We start from the raw sequence: 16,185 nt of genomic DNA, 5'->3' as shown, positions 1-16,185 counted from the left end.
GTGACATTGCCATGCTTGATCCGATCGTGAATTTCTTCACCTGGATTTTCCAGTGGATCGGCCGCGGCATCGGCTTCGCCATCGGCGTGATCCTGTGGCCGTTCATGTGGGCCGGGCACTGGTACACACGGCGCGGCTGGATCCTGAAGGCGGTGCTTGGCCTCGCGCTGTTCGTGCTGATCGGCCTCTACGGTTACTTCATCTGGAACACGCAGGTCTGGAGCAATTTCAATCCCGCTTATGCGGAGGCGTATAATTTCACGCAGCCGGCCGGAACGGCCCCGGCGCAACCCGCTCCTCCTGCCACCGGGGTAGTCGCTGACGTCGAGGGGGAAGTCAAAACCTGCACCAACTCGGCCATTGTTCAGATCGCGGCCGATCTCATCGATTTCAACGTCAACGAGAACGCATGGATCTCGTCGATGATACTCTACAAGCTCGGGCTCTTCGGCATGGACTGGGACCACACGCCGTTTCTCGACAACAAGGCCTCCTTCCAGCGCGGGGTCAATCAGGCTATCCGGCGCACCACGATCGAGCTTGTCGACACGCTGGGCCGCGTCCGCGGCACCAGCCAGATCGACCAGAACCTGCAGGATGCGCGCGGCGCGATCACATTCGACGAGGAAACCTGGTATTTCGGCCTCAGGCCCTTTGGTCCGAAAACCCCGACGCCGAGTTTCTATCGCACGGCCGCGACCAGCCTTCGCGCCTTCAACGACCGGCTCATGAAATGCGAGACTACCTTCAACGCGCGCGCCGACAATCTGATGCAGTTCGTCGACCGGATCGCGAGCGACATAGGTTCGACGTCGGACATGATCCGCGACCGTTCGCAGAACTTCAACAGCGGCTGGTTCGACACGCGTGCTGACGACCGCTTCTGGTTCGCCTACGGCCAGCTCTACGGCTATTACGGCATCTTGACGGCGGCACGTCACGACTTCCAGCAGGTCATCGACAATCGCGGCCTCACACCGCTGTGGAACAACGTGGAAAGCCAGCTCAAGGCGGCGCTCGCCATCCGGCCTTTCATAATCTCCAACGGCCGCGAGGATGGCTGGATCATGCCCACCCACCTCACTACGATGGGATTCTATGTGCTTAGGGTACGATCGAACCTCGTCGAGGTCAGGTCCGTTCTGGATCGGTGAACGAAGCGAATAGTGAAAGGTGGAACCTGATCGTTTCGTCGTCGTTGAACCGCGGGGGCTGTCAGCGAGGACACGAGATGGATATCCGGGACGTTGCTCGAAGCTTCTATGCCGCGATCGACACGCAGGACTGGGATAGACTGTCCGATCTGGTCGCTCCAGATCTCGCCGTTCATCTCGGCAGCGCCAACCCGATTGGCTTCGATGACTGGCAGAAATCCCTGGCTGAATTCTTTGTCGGATTCCCGAACGGACATCACGTCATCGACGACTATGTCAGCGAAGCCGACAGCGTGGTCACGCGTTGCCGTTTTCAGGGCACGCACACCGGCATCTTTCATGGCATCGAACCGAGTGGAAATCGCGTCTCGGTTGGTGTGATTCACATTGATCGCGTTGAGAACGGCATCGTGGTCGAACATTTCGGTCAACTTGACGGCTTGGGCCTGATGCATCAGATCGGCGCGTTCTAACGCGACCGCCCGAACCGCAGACCAACGCCCGAACCCTGTCGCATTCCGTGCATTGCGCGGCTGTTTTGAGACGGCAAAACGGCGCGTGCTCTGGCTTCTATACGGCGCGACAACCGGGCGCGAAGACCCGGGCAGGTCTACCGGGAAACCAGAACTGCCTTTCTTCACAGGAAACATAGTTGCATGCAAGTTGACGCCACGGCAGCGAGAGGGTTAGAACGTGCCCGTGCCTGCAATGCCGGGCTGTTTCGAACAGGCTGGCGACCACACTGATCAAACCCCGTCCCCTCCACCGTCCAATCCAGAGGAAAGCCGCCATGGCCGAAGTGAAGTCCGACATCGAGATCGCGCGCGCCGCCGACAAGAAGCAGATCCAGGAGATCGGCCGCAAGATCGGCATTCCGAGCGAGCATCTTTTGCCCTATGGCCACGACAAGGCGAAGATCTCAGCCGAGTTCATCAAGTCGGTGAAGGCAAACAGGGACGGCAAGCTGATCCTCGTCACCGCCATCAACCCGACGCCGGCCGGCGAAGGCAAGACGACGACCACGGTGGGCCTCGGCGACGGCCTCAACCGCATTGGCAAAAAGGCGATCGTCTGCATCCGCGAGGCCTCGCTCGGTCCCAATTTCGGCGTCAAGGGCGGTGCCGCCGGCGGCGGCTATGCGCAGGTCGTGCCGATGGAGGACATGAACCTCCATTTCACCGGCGATTTCCATGCCATCACCACGGCGCATAATCTGCTTTCGGCGCTGATCGACAACCACATTTACTGGGGTAACGACCTCGGCATCGACATCCGCCGCGTCGTCTGGCGCCGCGTCATGGACATGAACGACCGGGCGCTGCGCGAGATCATCTGCTCGCTCGGCGGCGTCGCCAACGGTTTTCCACGCGAAGCCGGCTTCGACATCACCGTCGCTTCGGAAGTCATGGCGATCCTGTGTCTCGCCACCGACCTGAAGGATTTGGAGAAGCGCCTCGGCGACATCATTGTCGCTTATCGCCGCGACAAGTCGGCCGTCTACGCCCGCGACCTCAAGGCCGACGGCGCCATGGCCGTGCTGTTGAAGGACGCCATGCAGCCCAACCTCGTGCAGACGCTGGAGAACAACCCGGCCTTCGTGCATGGCGGCCCCTTCGCCAACATCGCCCATGGCTGCAACTCGGTCGTCGCCACCACGACGGCGCTGAAGCTCGCCGACTACGTCGTCACCGAGGCCGGCTTCGGCGCCGATCTTGGCGCCGAAAAGTTCTTCGACATCAAGTGCCGCAAGGCCGGCCTGAAACCGGCGGCAGCCGTCATCGTCGCCACCGTGCGCGCCATGAAGATGAACGGCGGCGTCAAGAAGGAAGACCTGGGCCAGGAGAACGTCGAGGCGGTCAAGAAGGGCTGCGCCAATCTCGGCCGTCACATCGAGAACATCCGCCAGTTTGGCGTGCCGGCAGTGGTCGCCATCAACCATTTCTATTCCGACACCGACGCCGAGATCCAGGCGATGAAGGACTATGTCGCTTCGATGGGCGAAGAGGCGATCCTGTGCAGGCATTGGGCTCAGGGCTCGGCCGGCATCGAGGAACTCGCCAACAAGGTCGTGACACTGGCCGAAGCCGGCGCGTCGCAGTTCGCCCCGCTCTATCCCGACGCCATGCCGCTGTTCGAGAAGATCAACACCATCGTCCAGCGCATCTATCGCGGTTCCGAAGCGATCGCCGACAAGTCGGTGCGCGATCAGCTCCACGCCTGGGAGCGCGCCGGCTACGGCAATCTGCCGGTCTGCATGGCCAAGACCCAATATTCCTTCTCGACCGACCCGAACCTGCGCGGCGCGCCGACCGGCCACACCGTGCCGGTGCGCGAGGTCAGGCTGTCGGCCGGCGCCGGCTTCATCGTCGTCATCTGCGGCGAGGTCATGACCATGCCCGGCCTGCCCAAGGCACCGTCCTCGGAAAAGATCTTCCTCAACGAGATCGGCCAGATCGAAGGGCTGTTCTGAGGGCTTTGAAAACCGGAATGATAAGAGGGCGCCGCATTGCTGCGGCGCCCTCCTTGCTTCTCCTCGACCAATTTCTAAGCGGCGTTCCGTGCCAGTGCACGCTGGTTGGAAGCGTGGATCGTGTCGCGTTCGGGCAGCGCGCCGGTCTTCAGGCAGTCGATCCACTCGGCGGTCTTGAGCACGGCGGCGAAGCGCGATTGTAAAATGATCGTCACCACGCGGTGGATGTCTTCTGCCGAAGCATATCCGGCGCTGTTGGCATAAGGCACCGAGCCGGTCGCGTCGGACAGGAACTCCACCGCAAAACCCATGTGGACGGCGTGGATGATGGTCGACAGATCGCAATTATGCGTCATGTAGCCGACGACCGTGATCGTATCGATGGCGTTGGCGCGCAACCAGTCCTCGAGGTCCGTACCGGTGAAGGCGCTCGGCAAGGTCTTTTCGACATAGTGATCGCGGCTTCGCCTTGATATCTCGGGATGCAATTCGGCGCCGTGGCTACCCTTGGCAAAGATTGGCGACGTCTCGGGCGCCAACTGCTTGATGACCACGACCTTGACGCCTGCCTCGGCCGCCGCGTCCATCGCTCGTGCGGCGTTGACGACGCTGTCGCGAAACGGCGGATACTGGATGGCGAGGTTGCCGCCGTCATAGTCGTTCTGGATGTCGACGACGACGAGGGCGCGGCGTGGCGCTTTGGCTGGTTCCGACATGGAGTTTTCCTTTCCCGTTTGGCTTCGATTGGTCGAGGATAACCCCGCCGCCGGGTCACAAAAGTGTCCCAATTGACATTACTCGAAAGAATTGGGACAATCCGACCTTAACCCTTTGATGGTTCCATGGCCGATCCGATCGTTGCCGCCATCGCCTTCGATGGTATCAGCCCGTTCCACCTTTCCGTGCCGTGCCTTGTGTTCGGCGAGGATCGCGCCGCACTCGGCCTGCCGCATTTCGACTTCCGCATCTGTGCAATCGAGAGCGGGCCGATCCATACCGAAGCAGGGTTGACCGTGACCGCGCCGCATGGGCTTGGCAGCCTCGACGGCGCGGACATTGTGATCGTCCCAAGCTGGCGAGACCTCGAACATCCGCCACCTACGTTTCTGGCAGAGGCGCTCCTGCGAGCGCACCGGAACGGCGCATTGATTGTCGGACTGTGTCTCGGCACCTTCGCTGTTGCAGCGACCGGACTGCTTTCGGGGCGGCGCGCCGCGACGCACTGGGCCTATACCGAGCAGTTGCAGGCGCTTTATCCCGACATAACCGTCGATGCGGACGTGCTTTACATCGACAATGGCGATGTCGTGACGTCGGCCGGCGTCGCCGCCGGGCTTGACTGCTGTCTCCACATCGTACGTGCCCGCTATGGCGCGGAGGCAGCGCTCCGGCTTGCCCGGCAGATCGTCCTGTCTCCCCATCGGCAAGGCGGACAGGCGCAGTTCATCGAACGTCCCATCGCCAGGACCGGGAATGCGGACCGCTTCACACAGGCCCTCGACACGGTGCGCAAGACGCTGGGCGAGACGCACAACCTGGACAATGTCGCCGCCACCGCCGGCCTCACCCGCCGGACATTCACGCGCCGCTTTCAGAAATCGATCGGCACCAGTTTCGGCGACTGGCTGACCGACCAGCGCGTCGCGCTGGCGCAGCGGCTGCTGGAATCGACGGAGAAATCGATGGACTTGGTTGCCTTCGAGGCCGGTTTCGGCAGCGCCACCTCTCTGCGCCTGCATTTCGCGGCGCGGCTCAAAACCTCGCCCGCGCAATACCGGCGCGAATTCTCGAAGAACGCCCAGGACGAGCGCGCCGCCTCGCGCTGATCTTGATGCTCAGCCGCGCCTGACCGGCCGCGCCGGGTTGCCGACAACCGTGGTATTGTCAGGCACGTCGCGCGTCACCACCGCACCCGCGCCGACGATGGCGCCGTCGCCAATGCTGACGCCCCCGAGGATGATGGCGCTGCCGCCGATCCAGGCATTGTCGCCGATCTCGACCGGCTTGGCGATCTCCAGCCCCGCCTGTCGACCCGCAGCCTCCCTGTGGTGCTCGGCGCAGTACATCTGCACGTTGGGGCCGAGCAGCGTTCCATTGCCGATGCGAACTGGTGCCGTATCGAGGATAGTGCAGCCGGCATTGAGGAAGACGCCGTCGCCGAGAAAGAGATTGAAGCCGTAGGCGCAGTGGAACGGCGCTTCGATCCGGGCGCCCTCGCCGGCAGCGCCGAGCAGCGACTTTAGGGCCCATCCCATGTCGCCGCGTCGTCGGGGTGGCAGCGAATTATGCTCGAACACCGCGTCGCGCGCGACGATGCGCAGTGCCTCCAGCTCTGGGTCGAGGCAAGTGTACCATTCGCCCGCCGCCATTTTTACGCGCTCGCTTCTGTCCAAGGCTATGCCCTCCTAACTCAGCATGCTGGTTCGACGTGGTGTCAAAGCACAGTCCATAAAAATCGGGGAGCGCCAGAAATCGCAGACCTCTGGTCAAATGCCGCGCCTATGCTAGCCTGCTCCGGCAGGGTTGTCCTGAGCCCTGCTATGAGGGGATCAATCATGCTGTACGTGCTTGCACTTCTGATCGGCGTCATTGCCGGTCTGCGCGCCATGACCGCGCCGGCCGCGGTCGCCTGGGGCGCGTATCTCGGCTGGCTGCCGGTTGCCGGCACCTGGGCCGGTTTCATGAGCCACTGGGCCGCTGTCGGCATCTTCACCATCCTCGCCATCGTCGAGCTGGTCACCGACCAACTGCCGTCCACGCCGAGCAGAAAAGTGCCGCAGCAGTTTGGCGCGCGCATCATCATGGGCGCCTTCACCGGTGCAGTTATCGGCGCGACCGGCGGCGCCACCATCGGCGGCCTGATCGCTGGCGCCATCGGCGCGGTGATCGGCACGCTCGGCGGCGCCGAGCTACGCAAACGCCTGGCCATCACTTTCGGCAAGGACCCGCCCGCCGCCTTCATCGAGGATGCTCTGGCAATCGTCGGCGGCCTTCTCATCGTGGCGGCGGTGGCATGACGGCGAAGACATTCGACGCAATCATCATCGGCGCCGGACAGGCCGGCCCGTCGCTCGCCGGCCGGCTGACGGCGGCCGGCATGAGCGTTGCGCTGATCGAGCGGAAACTGGTCGGCGGCACCTGCGTCAACACCGGCTGCATGCCGACAAAGGCCATGGTGGCCAGCGCCTATGCCGCGCATCTGGCCCGCCGCGCCGCCGACTACGGCGTGACGCTCTCCGGTCCGGTCGGTGTCGACTACAAGGCGATCAAGGCGCGCAAGGACAAGGTATCGAGCGACGCCCGCGGCAATCTCGAAAGCTGGATTGCCGGCATGGACAAATGCACGCTTTATCGCGGCCATGCGCGCTTCGTTACCGCCGACACCGTGCGCGTCGGCAACGACCTGCTGAGCGCCGAAAAGATATTCCTCAACACCGGCGGCCGCGCCTCGGTGCCCGACCTGCCAGGCGTCAACGACATTTCCTACCTCACCAATTCGTCGATGATGGATCTCGACGAACTTCCGCGCCATCTGGTCGTCGTCGGCGGCAGCTACGTCTCGCTCGAATTCGCCCAGATGTTCCGCCGTTTCGGTTCAGAGGTCACGGTGATAGAAAAGAGCCCGCGGCTGATCGGCCGCGAGGACGAGGATGTCTCTGACGCAGTCCTGTCCATCCTCGAAAACGAGGCCATCGCCATTCATCTCGCCGCCGACGACATACGCTTTGTCAAACATGGCAACGAAATCGCCGTGACTTTCTCCGCCGGCAAGGCGGCTGCAGTCGGCTCGCATGTGCTGCTGGCAGTGGGGCGGACTCCCAACACCGACGATCTCGGCCTCGACAAGGCCGGCGTCGATGTCGACAAACGCGGCTTCATCGTCGTCGACGACCAGTTGCGCACCAGCGTACCAGGCATCTGGGCGATGGGCGACTGCAACGGCAAGGGCGCCTTCACCCACACCTCCTACAACGACTACGAGATCGTCGCCGCCAATCTTCTCGACAACGATCCGCGCAAGGTGAGCGACCGCATCGAGGCCTATGCCCTCTATATCGACCCGCCGCTTGGCCGCTGCGGCATGACGGAGACGGCGGTAAGAAAGTCCGGCCGTCGCGCGCTGGTCGGCCAGCGGCCGATGACCCGCGTCGGCCGTGCCGTCGAAAAGGGCGAGACGCAAGGTTTCATGAAGATCCTGGTCGACGCCGACACCAAGGAAATCCTCGGCTGTTCGGTGCTCGGCCCCGGCGGCGACGAGGCAATCCACTGCGTGCTCGACCTGATGTACGCCAAGGCGCCGGTCAGCACGCTGGCACGCGCCATGCACATCCACCCCAACGTCTCGGAACTTCTGCCCACCATAGCCCAGGAATTGAAGCCGCTGGCCTAAATGGTGGGCGCTTCGGCGCTCGTTGCGCCCATAGCGCCCGGGACTGGACCAATCGACAGCGTATTGGGGAAAGGGCATGTGTTCGGCCCCTTTCCTGGAGGCATTCCATGCAGAAATCGATCGAACGCATAGCCGGCGACACCGAAGGCGTGTCCTACGAATTTCCGGTGTTTCGCCTCGAGGGGAAGGACAAGGCCGCACCTTCGGCCTATCTGCAAGCGGCGCTTCATGCCGGCGAACTGCCGGGCGTCGTCGCCATCGATGCGCTGATGCCGATGCTTGAACAGGCCGAAGTGGAAGGCCGCGTCAGGGGCACTATCACCATCGTGCCCCAAGCCAATCCGATCGGCCGCGCCCAGTATCATTTCGGCGAGCATCAGGGCCGTTTCCACTTGGGCACGCGCACCAACTTCAACCGCGGCTTTCCGCTGTTGGGCGCGCCGGACACGGCGCTCTTGCCGGACACCACGCTTGGCACGGCCGACCAGCGGCTGAAGACGCGGCTGCTGCAATTGTCGATCGGCCACGACATCGTCCTCGACCTGCATTGCGACGACGAGGGCCTCGCCTATCTCTATGTCCACGCGAGCCTGTGGCCGACGATGGCCGATTGTGCGGCGGCCATGGGGGTCGATGCCGTGGTACTGTGGGAAGAGGACACCGACGGCACTTTCGAGGGTGCCTCGATCATGCCGTATCTGAAGGCCCCGGACGAAGTGGCGCGGTTCGACCGGCGCGTCGCCACCACGGTCGAGTATCGCGGCATACTCGATGTCGACGGCGCTCTGGCCGGCTCCGACGCCAAAGGGCTCTATCGGCTGCTGGTGGCGCGCGGCGTGATCCAGGATCAGGCCCTGCCCGCGCCCGGCGGCTTTGCCGGCCCTAGCTTTACCGGTCCCAGCTCTTTTACCGGTTTCGTCGCACCGCTCGAAAACATCGACATGATGCCGGCGCCCCGGGCGGGCGCGATCCTCTATGAGGTGAAGCCCGGCGACCGTGTGGCAAAGGGCGCACTGCTCGCCACCATCGTCCATGCGCCGGGTGAGGCCGGCGGCCGCACGCAGGTGTTCGCGCCGCAGGCGGGTCTCATCCTGACCCGTCGTTCCCGGCGCATCATCCGCGCCGGCGAAGATCTGCTGAAGCTGGTCGGTGACAAAAAGAGCACCGATGCAAGGTCGGGGACGCTGGAGGACTGAAGTTCAGGCCTCCCCTCGCGCTTCATTGAATCCAGTTGCGCAGCCGTTCAATCGCCGCTATTGGAATCGCCATGAACATGCGCTCGATCAAGACCGTTTGGTGGTGGGCTCGCTGACAGCGGCCTGTTCGAACGCGTGCGCGTGAAAATGGAGGGTGGCCGCAACGGAATGTCCGGGCGGCCATTTGTTTTTTTCAAGCCATCCCCGGGTCCTTGCCCCAAGAAGCTGAAATAGCAAGACGCTGATGGAGACGGCAATGACGACGAAATTTCTGGACAACGGGGCGGAGCGCTTCGTCACGGCCGGTGGCGTGACGATTACCCGCGAGCGCCACGACCGGCCTTACGAAGGCGCAATCGACGCCTATGTCGACGGGCTGAATGCGCGCCGTGGCGCCGTGTTTTCCTCGAATTACGAATATCCCGGCCGCTACACGCGCTGGGACACCGCCATCATCGATCCGCCGCTGGTGATCTCGGCGCGCGGCCGCGCCATGCGCGTCGAGGCGCTGAACAGCCGTGGCGAGGTGCTTCTGCCGGTGATCGGCAAGGCGCTTGGCGGGCTTGACGACGTGACGATCGCCGAGACGTCGAAGAGCCTGATCCGCCTCGACGTGGCCGAGCCCGGCCGCGTCTTCACCGAAGAAGAACGCAGCCGCGTTCCCTCCGTCTTCACCGTGCTGCGCGCCATCACCGCCTTGTTCAAGACGGAGGAGGACGCCAATCTCGGCCTCTACGGCGCCTTCGGTTACGATCTCGCCTTCCAGTTCGATCCGGTCGACTACAAGCTCGAGCGCGAACGACGCCAACGCGACCTTGTGCTGTTCCTGCCCGACGAGATCCTGGTCGTCGATCATTATTCGACCAAGGCCTGGACCGACCGCTACGATTATTCGGGCGACGGGTTTTCGACGGAGGGCCTGCCGCGCGACGAAATCATCGAGCCGTTCAAGACAGCCGACCGCATCCCGCCGCGCGGCGACCATGAGCCCGGCGAATATGCCAATCTGGTGCGCAAGGCGATGGAGAGTTTCAAGCGTGGCGACCTGTTCGAAGTGGTGCCCGGCCAGATGTTCTACGAACGTTGCGAGACGCCGCCCTCCGACATCTCCCGCAAGCTGAAGACCATAAACCCCTCACCCTATTCCTTTTTCATCAATCTTGGCGAAGGCGAGTATCTGATCGGCGCCTCGCCCGAAATGTTCGTGCGCGTCAACGGCCGCCGGGTCGAGACCTGCCCCATCTCCGGCACGATCAAGCGCGGCGACGACGCCATTTCCGATAGCGAGCAGATCCTGAAATTGCTCAATTCGAAGAAGGACGAATCCGAGCTGACCATGTGCTCGGACGTCGACCGCAACGACAAGTCGCGGGTTTGCGACCCGGGCTCGGTGCGCGTCATCGGCCGCCGCCAGATCGAGATGTATTCGCGGTTGATCCACACCGTCGACCACATCGAGGGACGGCTGCGCGAAGGCATGGACGCCTTCGACGCGTTCCTGTCGCATGCCTGGGCGGTCACAGTCACCGGCGCGCCGAAATTATGGGCCATGCGCTTTATCGAGCAGAACGAGAAGAGCCCGCGCGCCTGGTATGGCGGGGCGATCGGCATGGTCAATTTCAACGGTGACATGAACACCGGCCTGACGCTTCGCACCATTCGCATCAAGGACGGCATCGCCGAGGTGCGCGCCGGCGCCACATTGCTCTTCGACAGCATTCCCGAGGAAGAAGAAGCCGAAACCGAACTGAAGGCATCCGCCATGCTCTCCGCCATCCGCGACGCCAAATTAGGCAATGCCGCCGAGACCGAACGCAGCACCGCGCGCGTCGGCGACGGCGTCAACATCCTGCTGGTCGACCACGAGGACTCCTTCGTCCACACGCTGGCCAATTATTTCCGCCAGACCGGCGCCAATGTCTCGACCGTGCGCACGCCTGTGCCGGACGAGATCTTCGACCGGCTGAAGCCAAACCTGGTCGTGCTGTCGCCCGGACCCGGCACGCCGAAGGACTTCGACTGCGCCGCCACCATCAAACGAGCCCGCGCGCGCGACCTGCCGATCTTCGGCGTCTGCCTCGGCCTGCAGGCGCTGGCCGAGGCCTATGGCGGGGAACTGCGCCAACTGCACGTGCCGATGCATGGCAAGCCGTCGCGTATCCGCGTGTCGAAGCCGGGCATCATCTTTTCCGGCCTGCCCAAGGAGGTGACGGTCGGCCGCTATCACTCGATCTTCGCCGATCCGGTACGCTTGCCCGACGGCTTCATCGTCACCGCCGAGACGGAAGAAGGCGTCATCATGGCCTTCGAGCACCGCAAGGAGCCGATCGCCGCAGTGCAATTCCACCCGGAATCGATCATGACGCTCGGCCACAATGCCGGCATGCGCATCATCGAGAACATCGTTGCGCATCTGCCGCGCAAGGCCAAAGAAAAGGCGGCTTAGCCACTATGGCCGAAACGGAAAACAGGACGGCGACCGCAGCAAACGCGGCCGCCAAGCGCAGGGTCGCGCGCCTCGCCTTCTGGTCGATCGTCATCGCCTTCCTGGTAATGGGACTGAAGTTTGCCGCCTGGCGGATCACCGGCTCTGTCGCCCTCTATTCCGACGCGCTGGAATCCATCGTCAACGTCATCACCGCGACCGCCGCTCTCTGGGCGATCCGCATCAGCCATAAACCGGCCGACAGCGACCATCCGTTCGGTCATCACAAGGCCGAGTATTTCTCCGCGGTACTTGAGGGTGTGCTGATCGTCGTGGCGGCGCTGCTGATCATAGCCAAGGTGTGGCAGTCGCTGCAGAACCCGGCACCGCTCGAACAGCCCTGGGAAGGCTTGACGATTAACGCCGTCGCGGCTCTCGTCAACGCGATGTGGGCCTTCCTGCTGATCCGCAACGGCCGCGCCAAACGTTCGCCGGCGCTGGTCGCCGACGGCCAGCACATCATGACCGACGTGCTGACTTCGGTTGGTGTCATCGTGGGCCTTGTCGCCGCAGTGATGACCGGCTGGCAAATCCTCGACCCGCTGCTTGCGCTTCTCGTGGCGGTGAACATTCTCTACCAAGGCTGGAAGCTTACTGGAGAATCGCTGAGCGGCCTCATGGATCGCGCCGTCGACACGCAGGAGCACATGCGCATCCGAGACGTCATCTCGGCCAATTGCAAGGGCGCGATGGAAGTCCACGATCTGAAGACGCGCATTGCCGGCCGCGCCACCTTCATCGAATTCCACCTGGTCGTCGACGCCGACATGTCGGTGGGCGCCAGCCACGTCATCTGTGACCGCATCGAAGATGCGTTGAAGGCAGAAATCCCCTCGGTTCGCGTCACCATCCATGTCGAGCCCGATGACGAGGCAAAGCTGCCCAAGGGCACGACGGCCGTGCCGTTCGCGTGAAGTTGCTCACCACGTCTCGACTGCGAGATCTTTGATCCGCTCGAATTCCCGGACATTGCGGGTTATCAACGTGAGGTTCCGGGCACGCGCCTGCCCGCCGATCAGCGCATCGTAGGGACCGATCGGAGTTCCCAACGTCGCAAGCGTCGCCCGAATCTCGCCGGCATGCCTTGCATCTTCCCGATCGAATTCGAGCACCGGGAACTGCAGCGCTTCGATGCGCGCCAGATTGTCGGCCTTTCGCTGGCTCTTTTGAGCACCGTAGTAGAGTTCGTGCATGACAATGGCCGAAAGTGCGAAATCATGCGGCCTGTGTGGCTTGAGCCGCGCCTGCAGATCTGCGTCGCCTTTCATGATCGCGATGACGGCATTGGTATCGAGCAGATAGATCACTTGAAAACGTCATCCAAAGCCGGCCGGTCCTGCTCAGCTGGACGTTCCAGCGCTGCCTCGGCGAAATCATCGTCGAGCGGACCTATCACCTGGTCGAGCCAGGCCCAATCCTTCGCGAGCGGTTCGAGGATTATACTCTGGCCATGGCGGCGAATCGAAACCTCGTCAGTTTCAAAACGGAATTCCTTTGGCAGCCGCACCGCCTGCGAGCGGCCTGACCAGAACACCTTTGCTTTTTCCATCGTGCCAATCTCTTCAATGGTATATGGCAAAGATATATATCACTTCGCCACATAGACAAGATGGTCTGCGACAAATCTCAAGGCGTGCAGGCGGATTGCGGCATCGGCTCCAGGCGGTAGATCTTGTCGTCGGACATCGTCTTGCCTACTGCCGCCGTCGAGCACAGGTCCACGATCGGCAGGCTGCTGTTGGGGTTGGCCAGCATCATCGTGCCGTTGACGCCGCGACGCAGATAGATCTCCCTGGGCGCTATATCGCAGGAAAAGTCGCTCGTCTTCGCGCTCGCCGCACAGCGCCACTGGTCGGCTTCGCCTTCACAACTGTAGCCCTGCGTGACCGAGGCGGCGTTCTGGCGCGTGGTGACGGAGACGGCAATGTCGGCACCGTTTGGCCAGTTCTCCGGATCGCCGTCAGTGGCGAAGGCGGCCAGCTCGATCGGGCCCCGGAAAACCCGGATGGTCCGGGTGAGTTGGTCGGGATGCGAACCAAGATGCGCGGCATCGTAGTCGCGCCCGTAGCAGAAGGACTGGTCCGGCTTCAGCCGTTCGCGCAGCGACGCTCCCAGTGCCGGGTCGACCGGATCGATGCGCGCGAATTCGGCCTTGCAGGTCTCCGTCGGCATGCGGTCGAGCCGAAAGCCGTCATCCTCAGCGCCGAGCGCCTGCCTGGCATACTCCTTTTCGCCCAGATCATCCTCGGCGCCGGCATCGAGATAAAGGTCTCGCTGCACGCCGGAGACGATCAGCCGGCCTTTTTCATCGACCTTAAGTGAAGCCATAGTGCGGTCGCATTCCATGCCGCAATGGATCTCGCTCGACTGCGAATCGCCCTTGCCGCACCAACCGCCGACCCATTCGGGCTTCCTGGCGCCGCGCACCGTCGTCGCCATGAAGCCGGTGTAGCCGGACGGACCGCTGCTCGGCTCCTCGTTCGGGTGACTGACCGGATCGTTGCCATGGTAGAAGAAGATCCGCCCCACCTTCTGATGCGGATGCACCTTGAGATGCGCGGCATCGTAAACACGCCCGAAGCAGGCATCCTTGCCGTCCGGGCTGAGGTCGGTGAGCTTGCGTGCATCATCGGCGAACGCCGTGCCGGCGAGTGCGGCAAGCAAGGCAACACCAAGTCCGCTGAGCATAATGGTCCTCGAAATCATGTGCCCCTCCTCGCCCGACGGGACGTGGCTCCAATTTATGCTAGGATGGAAGCCGAGGCCACGCAATTTGCGAAGCCGGCAACAGGAGGAGGAAGTCATGCGGCGCCGCGACATTTTCCGCGTGGCTCTTGCCGGAGCCACGGGCCTTTTCGGACTGCGCCAGGTCCAGGCGGCTGCCGTGGAGGACGTCGTGGCAAAAGAAAGGCAAAAGGTCGCCTACCACCTCAGCGACCTCGACAAGGTCGGTTTCGTGCTGGGCAACATCAAGAACCACTATGAGGGCACCGGCGGCAAGGTCGACATCGTGCTGGTCGTGCATGGCCCGGCGCTCGCCGCTTTCAAGTCGAAGAGCGCGTCGGCAGCCATCTCCAGCCGTTTTTCCAGCCTGGTTCGCGACGGGCTGAGCCCGCACGCCTGCGCCAACACCATGCACGGCATGGATGTTGCGCTCACCGATCTGCTCGACGGCTTTCATGCCGCCGAGACCGGCGGCGTCGTCAAGCTCGCCGAATTGCAGCGCCAGGGCTACGCCTATTTGCGGCCCTGAGCCCCTTCGGCCTTGAACATGAGGGCGGCGAGCCCCTACGAAGAATAGGTAAAGTTCCGGAGGAAGAGACGTGCCAGCCACCACAACCAGCCTTGTCATCCCTACCCTGGTCATCCCCGACCTCGCCGGCAAGGCGGTGCTGATCACCGGCGCTTCGACCGGCATCGGGGCGGCACTTGCACTGGCCTACGCCGCGCAGAAATGCCGCGTCGCACTGCATTACAATTCAAGCCGGGCGGCTGCCGAAAACCTGGCCGCGACCATTCGCAACGGCGGCGGCGAGGTATTCCTCGTCCAGGGCGATTTCTCGATCCCTGCCGATGTCGAGCGCGTCGTCGAGGACAGTACGCAGCACTTCGGCCGGCTCGACGGCCTGATCAACAATGCCGGCGGCATGCTTGGGCGCGTGCCCTACGCCGAGCAGACAGAGGCGCATTACGACGCGGTGATGGATCTCAACGCCCGCTCCGTGCTGACCGCCTCGCGCAAGGCGATGCCATGGCTGAAGCGACAGGGCGGCTTCATCGTCAACACCTCGTCGATCGCGGCGCGCAACGGCGCCGGCGGCGGCGCCGGGCTTTACGGCTCGGCCAAGGCCTTCGTCTCCAATGTGACCCGTGGCATGGCCAAGGAACTGATCGGCTTCAACATCCGCGTCAACGCAGTGGCGCCGGGCACCATCGCGACACCTTTCCATGAGCGCTATTCCACCGACGAGCAGATGAAGGGAATGGTCGCCACCATCCCGCAGGGCCGCGCCGGCACGCCCGAAGACTGCGTCGGCGCCTATCTGTTCCTCTCCTCCGCCCTGTTGAGCGGTTACATCACCGGCCAGGTGATCGAGGTGAATGGTGGCCAGTTGATGCCATGAGCGGCGGCCTGCATACTTGTCGCGGAAGCCAACGGAGAAAACCGCAATGTACGGTCTGATCGGCAAGATGCGGGCGACGCGCGGCCAACGCGACGCGATCATGGATGTCCTGCTTGCCAGCACAGGCGCTTTGCCGGGCTGCCTGAGCTACATCATCGCCACCGATCCGGCCGATGCCGACGCGATCTGGGTGACCGAGGTATGGACCGACCAGGCAAGCCACAAGGCTTCGCTGCAACTGCCGGAAGTCCAGGCGGCGATCGCCAAGGCGCGGCCGATCATCGCCGGCTTCGAATTCCAGGTCGAGACCCAGCCCGTAGGCGGCTTCGGCCTGCCCGCCGCCAAGACCGGCTGACGCCTGAGGGC

17 protein-coding genes are annotated in these 16,185 nt (G+C 63.2%); 12 read left to right on the top strand and 5 right to left on the bottom strand.

Translation table 11 applies throughout. The annotated features are described in order from the left end of the window. Window positions 1–11 precede the first annotated feature (11 nt). The 3 genes from AC0NID_RS12705 (at window position 12) to AC0NID_RS12695 (ending at window position 3,624) form a co-directional block, all read left to right on the top strand. On the top strand, window positions 12–1,154 hold the full coding sequence (locus AC0NID_RS12705) for a DUF2333 family protein (RefSeq protein WP_473456000.1): 1,143 nt from the start codon (window positions 12–14) through the stop codon (window positions 1,152–1,154). 77 nt (window positions 1,155–1,231) lie between these two features. After that, window positions 1,232–1,627 (top strand): ester cyclase, encoded by a 396-nt coding sequence (locus AC0NID_RS12700; protein WP_473456001.1) that lies wholly within the window; start codon window positions 1,232–1,234, stop codon window positions 1,625–1,627. A gap of 317 nt (window positions 1,628–1,944) precedes the next feature. Further along, window positions 1,945–3,624: a formate--tetrahydrofolate ligase gene (locus AC0NID_RS12695; protein WP_473456002.1), complete on the top strand. Its 1,680-nt coding sequence runs from the start codon at window positions 1,945–1,947 to the stop codon at window positions 3,622–3,624. 74 nt (window positions 3,625–3,698) lie between these two features. Here AC0NID_RS12695 and AC0NID_RS12690 read toward each other — a convergent pair whose 3' ends face one another. Further along, window positions 3,699–4,340 carry a cysteine hydrolase family protein gene (locus AC0NID_RS12690; protein WP_473522287.1) on the bottom strand — a complete coding sequence of 214 codons (642 nt, stop codon included), beginning with the start codon at window positions 4,338–4,340 and terminating at the stop codon, window positions 3,699–3,701. Between the two features lie 126 nt (window positions 4,341–4,466). Here AC0NID_RS12690 and AC0NID_RS12685 point away from each other — a divergent pair, with 126 nt between their 5' ends. Then, the gene (locus AC0NID_RS12685) at window positions 4,467–5,450 is read left to right on the top strand and encodes a helix-turn-helix domain-containing protein (protein ID WP_473456003.1); all 984 of its coding nucleotides are present in this window, start codon (window positions 4,467–4,469) and stop codon (window positions 5,448–5,450) included. A gap of 9 nt (window positions 5,451–5,459) precedes the next feature. On the opposite strand, the gene AC0NID_RS12680 is transcribed toward AC0NID_RS12685, so the two are convergent. Beyond that, a complete protein-coding gene (locus tag AC0NID_RS12680; RefSeq protein ID WP_473456004.1) occupies window positions 5,460–6,017 on the bottom strand; it encodes a sugar O-acetyltransferase in 558 nt (185 codons plus the stop codon). A gap of 162 nt (window positions 6,018–6,179) precedes the next feature. Between AC0NID_RS12680 and AC0NID_RS12675 the strand changes: the two genes are divergently transcribed. The 5 genes from AC0NID_RS12675 to AC0NID_RS12655 all read left to right on the top strand — a co-directional run bounded on the left by AC0NID_RS12675 (window position 6,180) and on the right by AC0NID_RS12655 (window position 12,609). Continuing rightward, the gene (locus AC0NID_RS12675) at window positions 6,180–6,641 is read left to right on the top strand and encodes a DUF4126 domain-containing protein (RefSeq protein WP_473456005.1); all 462 of its coding nucleotides are present in this window, start codon (window positions 6,180–6,182) and stop codon (window positions 6,639–6,641) included. Beyond that, the gene (locus tag AC0NID_RS12670) at window positions 6,638–8,014 is read left to right on the top strand and encodes an FAD-containing oxidoreductase (protein ID WP_473456006.1); all 1,377 of its coding nucleotides are present in this window, start codon (window positions 6,638–6,640) and stop codon (window positions 8,012–8,014) included. The genes AC0NID_RS12675 and AC0NID_RS12670 overlap by 4 nt, the downstream gene beginning before the upstream one ends. 107 nt (window positions 8,015–8,121) lie before the next feature. Continuing rightward, entirely contained in the window at window positions 8,122–9,210 is a 1,089-nt protein-coding gene (locus AC0NID_RS12665; RefSeq protein WP_473456007.1) for a M14 family metallopeptidase, read from the top strand. Between the two features lie 256 nt (window positions 9,211–9,466). Further along, window positions 9,467–11,656: an anthranilate synthase gene (locus AC0NID_RS12660; RefSeq protein WP_473456008.1), complete on the top strand. Its 2,190-nt coding sequence runs from the start codon at window positions 9,467–9,469 to the stop codon at window positions 11,654–11,656. Window positions 11,657–11,661: 5 nt separating this feature from the next. Then, entirely contained in the window at window positions 11,662–12,609 is a 948-nt protein-coding gene (locus tag AC0NID_RS12655; RefSeq protein WP_473456009.1) for a cation diffusion facilitator family transporter, read from the top strand. A 6-nt stretch (window positions 12,610–12,615) separates the two neighbouring features. Here the strand turns inward: AC0NID_RS12655 and AC0NID_RS12650 are convergent, their stop codons facing one another. The 3 genes from AC0NID_RS12650 to AC0NID_RS12640 all read right to left on the bottom strand — a co-directional run bounded on the left by AC0NID_RS12650 (window position 12,616) and on the right by AC0NID_RS12640 (window position 14,401). Further along, complete coding sequence (locus tag AC0NID_RS12650; protein WP_473456010.1) at window positions 12,616–13,002, bottom strand: PIN domain-containing protein; 387 nt, start codon at window positions 13,000–13,002, stop codon at window positions 12,616–12,618. Beyond that, on the bottom strand, window positions 12,999–13,244 hold the full coding sequence (locus AC0NID_RS12645; RefSeq protein WP_126034432.1) for an antitoxin: 246 nt from the start codon (window positions 13,242–13,244) through the stop codon (window positions 12,999–13,001). The genes AC0NID_RS12650 and AC0NID_RS12645 overlap by 4 nt, the downstream gene beginning before the upstream one ends. 77 nt (window positions 13,245–13,321) lie before the next feature. Beyond that, window positions 13,322–14,401 carry a hypothetical protein gene (locus tag AC0NID_RS12640; RefSeq protein WP_473456011.1) on the bottom strand — a complete coding sequence of 360 codons (1,080 nt, stop codon included), beginning with the start codon at window positions 14,399–14,401 and terminating at the stop codon, window positions 13,322–13,324. A 97-nt stretch (window positions 14,402–14,498) separates the two neighbouring features. Between AC0NID_RS12640 and AC0NID_RS12635 the strand changes: the two genes are divergently transcribed. From AC0NID_RS12635 to AC0NID_RS12625, 3 genes are all read left to right on the top strand, one after another. After that, window positions 14,499–14,948, top strand: coding sequence for a DsrE family protein (locus tag AC0NID_RS12635; RefSeq protein WP_473456013.1), 450 nt, complete (start codon window positions 14,499–14,501; stop codon window positions 14,946–14,948). Between the two features lie 70 nt (window positions 14,949–15,018). Further along, entirely contained in the window at window positions 15,019–15,819 is an 801-nt protein-coding gene (locus AC0NID_RS12630) for an SDR family NAD(P)-dependent oxidoreductase (RefSeq protein WP_473456014.1), read from the top strand. Window positions 15,820–15,865: 46 nt separating this feature from the next. After that, window positions 15,866–16,174 carry a putative quinol monooxygenase gene (locus tag AC0NID_RS12625; protein WP_473456015.1) on the top strand — a complete coding sequence of 103 codons (309 nt, stop codon included), beginning with the start codon at window positions 15,866–15,868 and terminating at the stop codon, window positions 16,172–16,174. Window positions 16,175–16,185 lie beyond the last annotated feature (11 nt).

The organism is Mesorhizobium sp. WSM4821 (genome assembly GCF_055901555.1).
This window is presented reverse-complemented; position numbering and strand designations above follow the sequence as displayed.

What these genes read in the sequence shown, in the direction of transcription:
- AC0NID_RS12655 (WP_473456009.1), top strand. Translation starts at nt 11,662, where the DNA reads ATGGCCGAAACGGAAAACAGGACGGCGACCGCAGCAAACGCGGCCGCC.
- AC0NID_RS12660 (WP_473456008.1), top strand. Translation starts at nt 9,467, where the DNA reads ATGACGACGAAATTTCTGGACAACGGGGCGGAGCGCTTCGTCACGGCC.
- AC0NID_RS12695 (WP_473456002.1), top strand. Translation starts at nt 1,945, where the DNA reads ATGGCCGAAGTGAAGTCCGACATCGAGATCGCGCGCGCCGCCGACAAG.
- AC0NID_RS12700 (WP_473456001.1), top strand. Translation starts at nt 1,232, where the DNA reads ATGGATATCCGGGACGTTGCTCGAAGCTTCTATGCCGCGATCGACACG.
- AC0NID_RS12690 (WP_473522287.1), bottom strand. Translation starts at nt 4,340, where the DNA reads ATGTCGGAACCAGCCAAAGCGCCACGCCGCGCCCTCGTCGTCGTCGAC.
- AC0NID_RS12665 (WP_473456007.1), top strand. Translation starts at nt 8,122, where the DNA reads ATGCAGAAATCGATCGAACGCATAGCCGGCGACACCGAAGGCGTGTCC.
- AC0NID_RS12635 (WP_473456013.1), top strand. Translation starts at nt 14,499, where the DNA reads ATGCGGCGCCGCGACATTTTCCGCGTGGCTCTTGCCGGAGCCACGGGC.
- AC0NID_RS12685 (WP_473456003.1), top strand. Translation starts at nt 4,467, where the DNA reads ATGGCCGATCCGATCGTTGCCGCCATCGCCTTCGATGGTATCAGCCCG.
- AC0NID_RS12625 (WP_473456015.1), top strand. Translation starts at nt 15,866, where the DNA reads ATGTACGGTCTGATCGGCAAGATGCGGGCGACGCGCGGCCAACGCGAC.
- AC0NID_RS12640 (WP_473456011.1), bottom strand. Translation starts at nt 14,401, where the DNA reads ATGATTTCGAGGACCATTATGCTCAGCGGACTTGGTGTTGCCTTGCTT.
- AC0NID_RS12670 (WP_473456006.1), top strand. Translation starts at nt 6,638, where the DNA reads ATGACGGCGAAGACATTCGACGCAATCATCATCGGCGCCGGACAGGCC.
- AC0NID_RS12705 (WP_473456000.1), top strand. Translation starts at nt 12, where the DNA reads ATGCTTGATCCGATCGTGAATTTCTTCACCTGGATTTTCCAGTGGATC.
- AC0NID_RS12645 (WP_126034432.1), bottom strand. Translation starts at nt 13,244, where the DNA reads ATGGAAAAAGCAAAGGTGTTCTGGTCAGGCCGCTCGCAGGCGGTGCGG.
- AC0NID_RS12675 (WP_473456005.1), top strand. Translation starts at nt 6,180, where the DNA reads ATGCTGTACGTGCTTGCACTTCTGATCGGCGTCATTGCCGGTCTGCGC.